The organism is Xanthobacter sp. DMC12, assembly GCF_056314105.1.
Genome location: NZ_JBQUYZ010000002.1, coordinates 682041 through 694846 on the forward strand (window position 1 = coordinate 682041; position 12806 = coordinate 694846).

Annotated in this window: 14 protein-coding genes; 12 read left to right on the top strand and 2 right to left on the bottom strand. The window is 66.9% G+C overall.

Features of this window, described 5'->3' with window-relative positions; genetic code table 11:
* Positions 1-939 carry a LysR family transcriptional regulator gene (locus ACT535_RS11255; protein ID WP_476325243.1) on the bottom strand — a complete coding sequence of 313 codons (939 nt, stop codon included), beginning with the start codon at positions 937-939 and terminating at the stop codon, positions 1-3.
* A gap of 226 nt (positions 940-1165) precedes the next feature.
* Between ACT535_RS11255 and ACT535_RS11260 the strand changes: the two genes are divergently transcribed.
* From ACT535_RS11260 to ACT535_RS11290, 7 genes are all read left to right on the top strand, one after another.
* The gene (locus ACT535_RS11260) at positions 1166-2620 is read left to right on the top strand and encodes a 4-hydroxyphenylacetate 3-hydroxylase family protein (protein WP_168462301.1); all 1455 of its coding nucleotides are present in this window, start codon (positions 1166-1168) and stop codon (positions 2618-2620) included.
* Entirely contained in the window at positions 2617-3132 is a 516-nt protein-coding gene (locus ACT535_RS11265) for a flavin reductase family protein (RefSeq protein WP_476364417.1), read from the top strand. The genes ACT535_RS11260 and ACT535_RS11265 overlap by 4 nt, the downstream gene beginning before the upstream one ends.
* The gene (locus tag ACT535_RS11270) at positions 3129-3563 is read left to right on the top strand and encodes a RidA family protein (protein ID WP_210254716.1); all 435 of its coding nucleotides are present in this window, start codon (positions 3129-3131) and stop codon (positions 3561-3563) included. The genes ACT535_RS11265 and ACT535_RS11270 overlap by 4 nt, the downstream gene beginning before the upstream one ends.
* A 233-nt stretch (positions 3564-3796) precedes the next feature.
* Complete coding sequence (locus ACT535_RS11275; protein WP_476364418.1) at positions 3797-4828, top strand: ABC transporter substrate-binding protein; 1032 nt, start codon at positions 3797-3799, stop codon at positions 4826-4828.
* Positions 4829-4971: 143 nt separating this feature from the next.
* Positions 4972-5823 (top strand): ABC transporter permease, encoded by an 852-nt coding sequence (locus ACT535_RS11280; protein WP_476364419.1) that lies wholly within the window; start codon positions 4972-4974, stop codon positions 5821-5823.
* On the top strand, positions 5823-6665 hold the full coding sequence (locus tag ACT535_RS11285; protein ID WP_476364420.1) for an ABC transporter permease: 843 nt from the start codon (positions 5823-5825) through the stop codon (positions 6663-6665). The genes ACT535_RS11280 and ACT535_RS11285 overlap by 1 nt, the downstream gene beginning before the upstream one ends.
* Entirely contained in the window at positions 6655-7812 is a 1158-nt protein-coding gene (locus ACT535_RS11290; RefSeq protein ID WP_476364421.1) for an ABC transporter ATP-binding protein, read from the top strand. The genes ACT535_RS11285 and ACT535_RS11290 overlap by 11 nt, the downstream gene beginning before the upstream one ends.
* Positions 7813-7855: 43 nt before the next feature.
* Here the strand turns inward: ACT535_RS11290 and ACT535_RS11295 are convergent, their stop codons facing one another.
* Positions 7856-8509: a DUF1028 domain-containing protein gene (locus ACT535_RS11295; RefSeq protein WP_476364422.1), complete on the bottom strand. Its 654-nt coding sequence runs from the start codon at positions 8507-8509 to the stop codon at positions 7856-7858.
* Between the two features lie 44 nt (positions 8510-8553).
* Between ACT535_RS11295 and argE the strand changes: the two genes are divergently transcribed.
* The 5 genes from argE (at position 8554) to yddG (ending at position 12785) form a co-directional block, all read left to right on the top strand.
* The gene (gene argE, locus ACT535_RS11300; protein WP_476364423.1) at positions 8554-9726 is read left to right on the top strand and encodes an acetylornithine deacetylase; all 1173 of its coding nucleotides are present in this window, start codon (positions 8554-8556) and stop codon (positions 9724-9726) included.
* Between the two features lie 11 nt (positions 9727-9737).
* Positions 9738-10166 carry a GlcG/HbpS family heme-binding protein gene (locus ACT535_RS11305; RefSeq protein WP_476364424.1) on the top strand — a complete coding sequence of 143 codons (429 nt, stop codon included), beginning with the start codon at positions 9738-9740 and terminating at the stop codon, positions 10164-10166.
* Positions 10167-10280: 114 nt separating this feature from the next.
* A complete protein-coding gene (gene argJ / locus ACT535_RS11310; RefSeq protein ID WP_476364425.1) occupies positions 10281-11522 on the top strand; it encodes a bifunctional glutamate N-acetyltransferase/amino-acid acetyltransferase ArgJ in 1242 nt (413 codons plus the stop codon).
* Positions 11519-11923, top strand: a complete 405-nt coding sequence (locus ACT535_RS11315) for a (deoxy)nucleoside triphosphate pyrophosphohydrolase (protein WP_168462312.1) — start codon at positions 11519-11521, stop codon at positions 11921-11923. Before argJ ends, ACT535_RS11315 begins: the two co-directional genes overlap by 4 nt.
* Before the next feature lie 7 nt (positions 11924-11930).
* Entirely contained in the window at positions 11931-12785 is an 855-nt protein-coding gene (gene yddG, locus ACT535_RS11320; protein ID WP_476364426.1) for an aromatic amino acid exporter YddG, read from the top strand.
* Positions 12786-12806 lie beyond the last annotated feature (21 nt).

Here is a 12806-nt window from a genome sequence, read left to right on the forward strand (position 1 = left end):
CTAATCCATATCCGGCGCAATGGAGCCCGGCGCGAACATGCCGCCGGGCGAGAAGGCGTCGGCGAGGAAGCGGGCGAACACCTCCACCGCCGGCCGCATGGGCTGGCGGCGCAGGGATAGCCGCATCACGCGCACAGGCGCCAGTTGCTCCTTGAGCGGCCGCACGGCCACCCGGCTGCCGTCATAGGCCATGGTGGTGCGCGGCGAGGCATTGTGCAGCGTGTAGCCGCGCTTCTGGCCTACGAGGCCGCGAATTAGCTCGTAGGAGCGTGAGCGGTACGCGATGCGCGGGGTGATGCCGCAGGAATCGAACAGCGAGAAGAAATAGTCGCGCGTGTGCGGGAGATCGTAGAGCAGGAAGGGCTCGTCGGCCACGTCCCGCAGCGACACCACCGGCTTCTTCGCCAATGGATGGTCTGCGGCGAGCACGAGCAGCGGCGGCAGGTCGATCAACAGCTCGCCGGAAAAATCCTCAGGCACCGCATAGCCATAAGACACGGCGATCTCCAGCCGGCCGGACAGGATGCCGTCGAATATCTCCTTCTGGTCGCCTTCCTCCAGCTTCACCGTGATGCCCGGCTGCACCTCCGCGAAGCGGGCCAGCAGGGCCGGCATGAAGCGCGGCGCGATGGTGAGAAAGCAGCCGAGCGAGATTTCTCCCCTGAGCGTATCGCCCAGCGCCTGCGCGCTTTGGGCGAAATCGCGCGCGTGGGCGAGGAGATGGCGGGCCTCGTTCACGTAACGCTGGCCGGCGGGCGTCAGCGAGATGCCGCGCGCATGATGGCGGATGAAGAGCGGGATGCGCAGCTCCGCCTCTGTCTGGGCGATAGCGGCGGAAATGGACGGCTGCGAAACATTGAGCTGTCGCGCGGCTTCCGTGACGTTTCCGAGATCGGCGGCCGCCACCACGTATCGCAATGCCCTCAGCGACACGTTCATCGCGCGCGCCCCGAACGCAAGGGGACAGCGAAAAGGCTCGGGCGAGGGGTATCGCCGGCAGGGTTCGGCTTGGTCACGCGCGGGGCTCCGGTGAGGGGCCACTGTCGCGCATTGATCTGGATCAGAAAAGCCAATCTTTTCGCCAAAGATAAAATATTTTATCGATCCCGCGGCCTCGCCCACTCTTGCTCCAATCGTGGGCATGACCAATTCGGGAGCAGGCGTGATGATCAGGACCGGTGCCGCGTACAAGGAAGGCCTGCGCGACGGCCGCGAGATCTGGATCGACGGCGAGCGCGTCTCCGACGTCACCACCCATCCCGCCTTCAAGCCTATCGTCGACATCAAGGCGCGCATGTACGACCTGCACCACGAGGAGGCGACCGCGCCGGCGCTGACCTATGTGGAAGAGAATGCGGTCCATTCCGTCTTCCACCAGCCGCCCACGGAGACCGCGCACTGGGATGCCAAGCGCAAGGGCGTGGACATCCTGCTGAAGGACGTGGGCGGCGTCGTCACCCGCGTCGGCGACGAGACCATCGGCGAGATGTGGTCGCTGCAGGATGGCCGCGACATGCTGGCGGAGATCGATCCCCGTTTCGCCGCCAACATCGACAACCACATCAAGCGCGTGGTGGAGGAAGACCCCTTCCACGTCTCCGCCAACACCGATCCCAAGGGCGACCGCTCCCGCCATATCTCCGAGCGCGACCCGGACATGATGGTCCACGTCACCAAGGAGACGGACGCGGGCATCATCATCCGCGGCGCCAAGTACGAGACCGCCGCCGCCTATGCCGACCAGGCCTATCTGAAGCCCACCGTGGGCGCCTGGACGGACGAGAAGGAGAGCGACTACGCGCTGGGCTGCATCGTGAAGATGGGCGCGCCGGGCGTGAAGCACATCTGCCGCTCCTCCTTCGCCGGCCGCTCGGACCCGAAGGATTATCCCCTCGCCAACCGCTATGACGAGGTGGATACGCTGGTGGTGTTCGATGACGTGCTGATCCCTTGGGAAGACGTCTTCTTCTATCGCTACACCAAGGCCGCCCAGTTCGTGCGCGGTACGCTTCACCGCTATTCGGCGTATCCCTATGTCCTGCGTCTCCTCTACGTCGCCGACATGATGATCGGCGCCGCCCTGTGGAACGCGAAGCAGACCGGCCTCGACAAGCTCCAGTCCGTGCAGGAGAAGCTGGCGGATCTCGCCGTCTATCGCGAGGGCATCAATGCCCACCTCACCGCCTCCATCGCGCTGGCGGAGAAGAGCCCGGCCGGGCTGCTGATGCCCAACCAGTCGATCCTCTATGCGGGCCGCGTGCTCGCCTGCTCGCAGCTGCCGACCATGATGCACGCCACCCGCGAACTGATCGGTGGCCAGATTTGCGTCACGCCGAACGTCGCCGCCTTCGAGGCCGAGGGCACCGCCGAGTGGCTGAAGAAGTTCTACACCCTCAACGACAACTGGGAGTCCGAGGACCGGCGCAAACTGCTCGCCTTCGCCCGCGATCTGGTCTCCTCCGACTATGCCGGCCACCGCCTCGCCTTTGTGCAGTTCGCGCAGGCGCCGCACTTCAACCACCTCGCGGCGGTCTACAAGAGCTTCGATTTTTCCGGTCCCCTCGACTTCGTGCGCAAGACGGCGGGACTCTCGGACAATGTCAAAGGCTCGCTGAAATGAGCGCGGTCGGCGATATCTCTCCCGTTGATGCGGGCCTGTTCCGCGAGGCCATGCGGCGCATGGCGTCCGGCGTCGCGGTGATCGCCACGGATGGTCCGGCGGGCCGGGCTGGCCTCACCGTCTCCTCGCTCGCCTCGCTCTGCATGGAGCCCCCTTCGGTCATTCTCTGCATCCACGAGCAGAGCAACGCGCTGAAGGTGATCGAGGCCAACGGCGTGTTCGTCGCCAACGTGCTGGCGCATCACCAGTCGCATGTCTCCGACACGTTCGCCGGGCAGGTGCCGCACCTGCGCGATGACAAGTTCGCCTGCGCGGATTGGCGGGCGGCTGCGAGCGGCGCGCCGGTGCTCGATGGCGCGCTCATGAGCTTCGACTGCCGCCTTGCCACCCATCACGCCTATGGCACGCACCGCATCGTCGTCGGTGCCGTGACCGCCGTTCATGGCCTTGAGGGCGAGGCCGAGCCGCTGCTCTACGCCAACCGCGCCTACCGGCGCCTGACCGCTGCATGAGGCCCAGAACCGTGCCGACCCATACCCGCATCCGCCCCTTCAACACGAAGGAAGCCTATCCCGAGCAGAAGCTCGACAACGACGTGTGCATGGCGGTCCGCGCCGGCAACACCGTCTATCTCCGTGGCCAGACGGCCATGGACCTCGACGGCAACATCGTCGGCGTCGGCGATGCCGCGGCGCAGGCCGAGAACGCCATGGCCTGCGCCAAGGTGCTGCTGGAAGAAGCCGGTGCCAAGCTCGAGGACGTGGTGAAGATCGTTATCTACATCACGGACCGGGCCTATCGCGAGCCGGTCTATCGCGTGGTGGGCCAGTGGCTGAAGGGCGTGTTCCCGGTCTCCACCGGCATCATCGTGCAGGGGCTCGCCAAGCCTGAATACCTGATGGAAATCGACATCATCGCGGAGATCCCGTCCGAGCGCGCCTGAGGTGCCGGATTGCGCTGAGTTGCGGCTAAGCTGAATGCCATTTTCCTCGCGCCGGAATCGGCGCGGGGATTTTCTGCGTTCGAAGCGCTAATACAGTCAAAATAAATAAAAATATCCGAGTTTCGGGGACTTTTTGCTTCCATCATCATCCGAATTACGTAGATTTACGTATCGGCGACCTTCGCGGTCACACGAAAAGAAACCGCCAGAAGGCGGATCCAGAGGAGAGACGGATGAACGGCAAGATCGTTGCCCTCGGGGTCGCGCTGGCCGCCTTCGTGGCGGGCCCGGCGAGCGCGGCGGAAAAACTGGTGGTGAGCACGTGGGGCGGCAGCTTCCGCGACCTCATCGCCGAGGCCATCGCCTCAAAGTTCACGAAAGATACCGGCGTCGAGGTGGAATACATCACCGGCGGCACCATCGACCGGCTGAACAAGGCGAAGCTCGCCAAGGGCTCGCCGGAGAGCGACATCACCTTCACCACCGCCCATGTGGGCTGGCTCTACGCCAATGACGATCTGTTCGAGACCCTCGATCTCTCGAAGATTCCGAACGCGTCGAAGCTGGTGCCGCAGGCCAAGGTGAGCCCCTATCACATCGGCGCCTGGGCCTATGTCTACACCATCGGCTACCGGCCGGACCTGACCCCGAAGAACATCACCTTCTCCTCCTGGGGAGACCTCTGGAATCCTGAGCTGAAGGGGATGCTGGCGGCGCCTGATTTCGACCCGAGCCACATCATCGCCGTCTCGGCCCTGCTGGCGGGCGGCTCGCCGGCGGACTGGCAGAAGGGCGAGCAGAAGCTCCTGGCGCTGAAGCCCAATTTCAAGGCCTTCTACACCAACGACGCGAACTCGCAGCAGCTCATCGCCACCGGTGAGACGCCTGTGCAGATCATGCTTTCCATGAACGCCTATTACATGATCGCGCAGGGCGTCCCGATCAAGCTCGTCATCCCGAAGGAGGGTGGCGTGCTCGGCATCGACACCATGGCCATCATGAAGGGCACCAAGAACCGCGAGCTGGCGGAGAAGTTCATCAACACCGCGCTCGATCCCGAGGTGCAGGGCAAGATCGCCGAGCTGAAGAAGGGCTCGCCTACCGTGCTCGGCGCCAAGGTGAGCCCGGAAACCGCGAAGCTTCCCGGCGTCTTCACCACCGCGGAGCAGTGGGACAAGGAGACCATTATCATCGACCACAAGCTCCGCGCGGAAAAGACCGCCGAGTGGCGCAAGTGGTTCTCGGAAAACATGATCGCCAAATGATCGGCAGGTGAGGCGGACAACCGCTTTCGTTAGACTGCCCTGACCCGTAAGCGGCTCCGTCGCGCGGCGGGCAGGGAAGATGGTCCCCCTTTCATCTTCCCTGCCTCCGCCGGGTGTTTCCGACAAAACCGAGAGCAAGAGCCGTGAACAAGCGCCCCTTCCTCGCCCTGTTCGTCGCGCCCGCGACGCTGGCGGCCATAGCCTCTGCGGCGGCGCTGGCGGCGATCCTGCAATATGCCTTCCGCGCCTATGTGCCGGGTTCGCTCAATCCGGGCGGGCTCACGCTGGACAATTTCTTCGCGCTGCTGCGCCCGCTCTATGCGCAGGTGTTTCTGCAGACCGTGTGGATCTGCCTTCTCACCGCGCTCATTACTTTGGTGGTGGCGTATCCGCTCGCCTTCGCGCTGGTGAGGACGCGGAACGTGGCGCTGAAATCCTTCTTGCTCATCACTGCCGTGACGCCGCTCTTTTTGGGCGAGGTGGTGCGCACCTATTCCTGGATCATCGTGTTAGGCAACACCGGCTTCATCAATTCGGTGCTGAAGGGCCTTGGGATCATCGACCGGCCGATACAGATGATGTTCACCACCTTCGGCGTCGTCACCGCCCTCGTTCATGTAACCCTGCCGGTGATGGTCATCATGCTCTCGGCCGCGCTCTCGCACATCGACCGCGACTACGAAAAGGCCGCGACCTCTCTCGGCGCGGGGCCGGTGAAGGCGTTCCTGACCGTGACGCTTCCCCTTTCCATGCCGGGCGTGGTGGCGGGCGTCTCCACCGCCTTCGCTTGGACGTTTTCCGCCTTCGCGACGCCGCAGATGATCGGCGGCGGCAAGGTGAGCATGATCTCGACGCTGGTCTACCAGCTCGGTTTCGCCTCGTTTAATTTCCCCTTCGCGGCGGCCCTGTCCGTCACCGGCCTCGCGCTCACCTTTGCGGTGCTCGCCATGGCGAAGCAGGCCATCAAGCCGCTGGAAAAGATCGGAGCTCACTGATGTCCGCTCCGCGCAAGCGCCTCATCTCCGCCAAGGCCGGCGAGCGCCTCCTCGCCATCGCGGGCTGGAGCGTGGTGTGGCTGGTGGTGGCCTTCATCATCCTGCCGGCGGTGGTGGTGGGCATCTCGGCCTTCAACGATCGCGCCATCCTGTCCTTCCCGCCGCAGGCCTGGTCCACGCGCTGGTTCGCGCGGGCCTTCTCCTATCGGGATTTCTCGGAAGGCTTCCGAAACGGTCTCATCATCACCGCCTTCGCCTCGTCCATCGCGCTCGTGGTGGGGGCGGGCTTCGCATTCGCCCTCGACCGCTACAGCTTTCGGGGCAAGATGGCGCTGGAGGCGGTGCTGACCTCGCCGTTGGTCATTCCGCATTTCACCATCGGCCTCGGCTTCCTGATCCTCGCGGCGCAGATCCATGCCACGCGCACCTTCACGCTCGTCGTCGTCTGCCACGTGGTGCTGGTGCTGCCCTTCGTGATGCGTTCGGTCTATGTGTCGCTGCGCAATCTCGACAGCCGGCTGGAGCTCGCCGCCGCGAGCCTCGGGGCCAAACCCGGCCGGGCACTCTTCACGGTGACGCTGCCTTTGCTGATCCCGGGCCTGTTCTCCGGCTGGCTGTTTGCGGCGATCCTCTCCTTCAACGAGTTCACCGCCTCGCTGTTCGTCACCGCGCAGGCGACACAGACCCTGCCGGTGGCCATGTACAATTACGTCCGCGAATATGCCGATCCGACGCTCGCGGCTCTGTCCGTCATCTACATCGTGATCACGGCGCTGCTTCTCACCATCGCCAACGCCTTCCTCGGCCTCGGAAAGGTTCTGAACGTTGAGCATGTCCGCTAAACGCATCGATCCCCGGGAGCCCGTCTCCCCCGCCGTCTCCGCGCCTGTCGCGGACGCTGCCGCGCGCGTTGCCGGCGTCCAGATCGACGGCGTCACCAAGCGCTTCGGCGATGCCACAGCGCTGCACGAGGCTTGGCTGAAGATCGCCGAGGGCGAGTTCATGACGCTGCTCGGACCGTCGGGCTGCGGCAAGACCACCCTGCTCAATCTCATCGCCGGGTTTTTGGAAGCGGACGGCGGCGAGATCTTCGTCGGCGGACGGCTGATGACCGAGACCGCGCCTTATGATCGCGAGATCGGCGTCGTCTTCCAGAACTACGCTTTGTTCCCGCACATGAACGTCGCGAAGAATGTCGGCTATGGTCTCAGGATGCGCGGCGTGGCGAAGCGCGAGATCGAGACGCGCGTCGCCGAGGCGCTGGCGCTGGTGAAGCTCGACGGCTTCGGCGAGCGCAAGCCGCGCCAGCTTTCCGGCGGCCAGCAGCAGCGCGTGGCGCTGGCCCGTGCCCTCGTCATCCGGCCCAAGGTGCTGCTGCTGGACGAGCCGTTCTCGGCCCTCGACAAGAATTTGCGCGGCGCCATGCAGGTGGAGCTGAAGGAAATCCAGCGCCGGCTCGGCGTCACCACCATCTTCGTCACCCACGACCAGAGCGAGGCGCTGTCCATGTCGGACCGCATCGCCGTCATGTCGCAGGGGCGTATTCGCCAGGTGGGCACGCCGGACGAAATCTATCGCCGCCCGCTCGACCCGTTCGTTGCCTCCTTCGTGGGCGACGTGAACGTTCTGCCCGGCCGGCTGGAGCGGCGCATCGGCGAGACCGCGACGGTGCTGATCGCCGAGGGGCGGCTCAGCGTCAGTGCGGATACGCTGGAGGGGATTGCCCCCGGTGCGGCCGTGGACCTCTACGTGCGGCCTGATGCGGTGCGAATCGCGGAAGGGGAGGGGCTGGTCTCCGGCACGGTGGCGACCCACGTCTATCAGGGCTCGCATGTGGACGTGCTGGTGGATGTCGCGGCCGCGCGCGGTGGCCGCGTCACGGTGCGCGTGCCGGGGCACGGCGCCTCCACGCGCTGGCCGGCGGGAGCCCGCGTGGCGCTCGAATTCTCGCCCGCCGACGCGGTGGCGTTCGCGTCCGATGTCGCCTGACATTGCGGCGCGCCGGTTCTGGTCCGGCGCGCCGTGTTCGCCGTCAGAAGGCCGGGGCGGAGGAGGGGTTGCGCGCGCGGCTTTCGAACGCCGGCTGCTCCAGCGCATAGCGATCCCACAGGCTGCGCAGCGCGCCGATGGGGTCCTCCTGCCAGTCCACGCGCAGGTCCACCACGGGCCAGTCATAGGTGCGTGCCACATGCAGGCCGGCCGCGTGCTCGTCCCCCGTCTCGCCGCCGGCTGCCAATCCTGCCTCCAGCCCGCGCATGAGGCGCTCGGCCAAGGGCAGGCCCTCGGCCGCGAGGAACGCGTCGCGCATGGCGGCGGGAACGCCGTCATTCACCAAGAGGTTTCCGAGCGCGATGCAGCCGGGGCCTTGCGCCGCCGCGGCGATGGGCAGGGCCTCGGCCCCCGAATGCCACGCCACCTGACCGTAGCGGTCGATGACGCTGGCCTGCCGGAAAGCGGGCTCCGGCGTGCCGGCGAGCAGCGTGGACAGCACGCCCCCGGCGCCGAGCCCCTGTCGCAGCAAGGCAAGGCCCGCCGGGCCGAGGGCGGGGTCGGTGACGTTCTGCGTCGTCACGAGCCCGAGCGGGCTCACCCACGCGCAGCGGCTGGCAACGCAGATGCTGGACGAGGTGATGGCGATGCCGAAGGCGCCCGTATCGGGGCAGCGGGCGGCGATGGAATAGGTCATTCCCGTCTCCTTTTCGATGATTTTCTAGAGATGACGGCTTGAAGATGCAAGTATCTGCGGAAGAAATACTTGAAAAAATCATTTCCGTTCCTTCGGTAACGGATACGGAAAACTCCGAAATCGTCGCGCGCATCGCCGAAATCGCCGCGCCGTTCGCCCGCGTGCGCCATCTGCCCAACGCAGCCGGGGACCGCACGGCGCTGCTCCTCTCCATCGGACCCGAGGACCGGCCCGGCGTGGTGCTCTCCGCCCATACGGACGTGGTGGCCGTGGAGGGCCAGCCCTGGACCAGCGAACCCTTCGCACTGACCCGACGCGGGGATCGCCTTTACGGGCGTGGCACCTCGGACATGAAGGGCTTCGTCGCCTGCGTCCTCGCCGCGCTGCCCGCCTTCGCCGCCGCTGCGCTGGAGACGCCGGTGCATGTGGCGCTCTCCTATGACGAGGAGATCGGCTGCAAGGGGGCCGGCGATCTCGTGGCGCTTCTGGCCGCCCTTCCGGCGCCGCCGCTCCTGTGCATCGTCGGCGAGCCGACGGGCATGAAGGTGAAGCGCGCCCACAAGGGCAAGACCGGTTGGCGCGTCACCGCCACCGGCCGCACCGGGCATTCCGCCTTGCCGCACCGCGCGGCCAATGCGGTGACGGCGCTCGCCCGTCTCGCCGCCCGCCTCGCGGACCTTGCTGACGAATTGCGCAACGGGGCGCAGGACGAGGCCTTCGACCCGCCTTGTGCGACGTTGCACATCGGCTCGCTGCATGGCGGCGGAGCGCTGAACGTGGTGCCCGACAAGGCGGTGATGGAGTTCGAGCTGCGCAGCATTCCCGGCGCCGACACCCCCACCATCCTGCGTCGCATCGAGGCGCTGGTGGCGGAGGCGCGCGCCGCCCTCAAGGCCGAGGCGGAGGAGGCGGGTCTGGTGGTGGAGGAGCTTTCCTCCTACCCCGCGCTCGCAACGGCGGCGAGCGCTCCCGAGGCCGCCGCGGTGGCGCGTCTGTGCGGTGACAATGGTCCTCCCGGCACCATCGCCTTTGGCACCGAGGCGGGGCTTTATTCCGAAGCGGGTATTCCCACCCTCGTCTGCGGCCCCGGCGACATCGCCCGGGCCCACAAGGCAGACGAATGGGTGGGGCGGGATGAGCTGGCTCAGTGCGACGCCATGCTGGCCCGCCTCGCCGAACTGCTGAGCCGTCCCGCCGCCGACTGGATCACCCGTTGAAAGGAGCCATGATGACCGAGCAGAAGCCACTGACCCGTCCCGCCGCCAAGCTCACCCATGCCGGAGCCCTGATCGCGCTCGCCGCTGCCGTGACGCGGGCGGAGGAGATGGGGGTGCCGCAGAACATCACCATCGTGGATGACGGGGGCAATCTCCTCGCCTTCGTGCGTATGGACGGGGCGAAGCTGCTGTCGCGGGAGACCTCTCTCTCCAAGGCCATCAGCGCCGCCTCCCACCGCCAGCCCACGAGCCGACTTGATCCGGCGCTGGAGCTGAAGCTCGCCATCGCCTCCGGCGGCCGGCTCACCAATCTGGAAGGGGGCTTCCCGATCATGCTCGATGGTGTGTGCGTCGGTGGCATCGGTGTGGGCTCCGGCAAGGGAAGCGAGGACGTGGAGGTGGCCAAGGCGGCGCTTGCGGCGCTCGGCGCGCAGGTCTGAGGGCGATGGCGGGGCCGGCTAGTTTGCCGGCACCCGTCCAGATGTGGCTGCCGGCGCCCTTGCCTATCGCCTGAAGCTGCGGCACAGGTGGCGCGCCATCAACGGGGATTGCCCATGTCGACCACCGTGTCTCCCCTCGCGCCGACGTTCGTGCCCGAGCTCAAGCCCGTGCCGGGCGTCACCTTCACCACGGTGGCGGCGGGCATTCGCTACAAGGGCCGCACCGACGTGCTGGCCATGGCGTTCGAGCCCGGCACCACGGTGGCGGGCGTCACTACCCGCTCGCTCTGCCCCTCCGCTCCGGTGGAATGGTGCCGTGAGCTGCTGAAGAAGGGCAAGGCGCGGGCGCTGGTGGTGAATTCCGGCAATGCCAACGCCTTCACGGGCATGAAGGGGCGGGAGGCAACGAGCCTCACCGCTGACCTTGCGGCGAAGGCGTTCGGCTGCAAGCCCACCGAGGTGTTCCTCGCCTCCACCGGCGTCATCGGCGAGCCGCTGGACGCCACCAAGTTCGAGGCGGCGCTGACCGAGGCCGCCGGTCAATTGGTGGACTGGCCGTGGCTTGATGCCGCGCGGGCCATCATGACCACCGACACATTCCCGAAGCTCGCCACTGCCACCGTGCTGCTCGGCGACGTACCGGTGACCATCAACGGCATCGCCAAGGGCGCAGGCATGATCGCTCCCGACATGGCGACCATGCTCTCCTTCGTCTTCACCGACGCGCCGATTGCCGCCGACGTGCTGCAGAAGTTGCTTTCCAAGGGCGTAAAGACCACCTTCAACGCCGTCACCATCGACGGCGACACCTCCACCTCCGATACGCTCCTCCTGTTCGCCACCGGCGCCGCCAAGGAGCGTGGCGCGAAGACGGTGAAGGACATTGACGATCCCGCGCTGAAGGCCTTCAAGCGCACCCTCACCGAGCTGCTCGCCGACCTCGCCGAGCAGGTGGCCCGCGACGGCGAGGGCGCCCGCAAGCTGGTGCGCATCACGGTCACCGGGGCGGTGTCCAACAAGTCGGCGCGGCGCATCGCCATGTCCGTCGCCAACTCGCCGCTGGTGAAGACGGCGGTCGCAGGCGAGGACGCCAACTGGGGCCGCGTGGTGATGGCGGTGGGCAAGGCCGGCGAGCCCGCCGACCGCGACCTGCTCTCCATCTCCTTCGGCGACATCCGCGTTGCCCACGAGGGAGCCCGCGATCCCGGTTACGACGAGGCGGCGGTCTCCGAATACATGAAGAACCCGGTGATCGATCTCACCGTGGACCTCGGCCTGGGGCGCGGCACCGACCGTGTGCTCACCTGCGACCTGACCAAGGAATATGTGGCGATCAACGGGGACTACCGCTCGTGAAGATCACCCTCGTCGCCGCCTGCGCCCTCATTGACGGCGACGGTCGCGTTCTGGTGGCGCAGCGGCCGGAGGGCAAGGCGCTGGCGGGGCTGTGGGAGTTTCCCGGCGGCAAAGTCGAGCCCGGCGAGCGGCCGGAGGAGACGCTGATCCGCGAGTTGCAGGAAGAGCTTGGCATCACGGTGAAGGAGGCCTGCCTCGCCCCCCTCACTTTCGCCAGCTACCCCTACGAGACCTTCCATCTCCTGATGCCGCTCTGGATCTGCCGCCGCTGGGAGGGTGTGATCCAGAAGAAGGAGCATCAGGCGCTGCAATGGCTCCGGCCCGGACGCCTCCGCGACATTCCCATGCCGCCCGCCGACGAACCGCTGATCCCGGCGCTGATCGACCTTCTCGGCCCCTGATCGCCCGATGTCATCCGCCACGGCGACCCGCATCGGCTTCCTCGCCATCCTGCTGTGGGCGACGCTTGCCTTCTTCACGGCGGCGACGGGCAAGGTGCCGCCCTTCCTGCTGACCGCGCTGACCTTTGCCATCGGCGGGGCCGTGGGGCTGGGGGCGGCGCTGGCCGGGCCGGGGCTTTCCGTGCTCAAGCAGCGCCCGCTCGCCTATCTGCACGGCGTGGGCGGGCTGTTCGGCTACCACTTCCTCTATTTCACCGCCCTGAAGCTGGCGCCGGCGGCGGAGGCGGGGCTGATCGCCTATCTCTGGCCGCTGCTGATCGTGCTGCTCTCCGCCTTCCTGCCGGGCGGCGGGCTCAGGCGCGTGCATGTGATCGGCGCGCTGATGGGCTTTGCCGGCACCGTGGTGCTGCTCGCCGGAAAGGGCGGCTTTTCCGGGATCGAGATGCGGTTCCTGCCCGGCTATCTCGCGGCCTTCGCCTGCGCCTTCATCTGGTCGTCCTATTCGGTCGCCTCGCGCCATTTCGCCGATGTGCCGACGCAGGCGGTGGCCGGCTTCTGCCTCGCCACGGCGGTGCTCGCCGGCCTCTGCCATGTGGCATGGGAGGAGACCGTGTGGCCCGCCTCGGCCGGGGAGTGGGTGGCGGTGGTTCTGCTCGGCATCGGGCCGGTGGGCCTCGCCTTCTACACCTGGGACATCGGCATGAAGCGCGGCGACGTGCGCCTTCTGGGCGTCGCCTCCTATGCGGCGCCGGTCCTGTCCACGCTGCTGCTGGTGGCGACGGGATTCTCCGCGCCCTCCCTCTCGCTGGCGGTGGCCTGCGCGCTCATCGTCGGCGGAGCCTTCGTGGCCACAAGGCGTTGACCGCGCGAACCTGAACGGAGA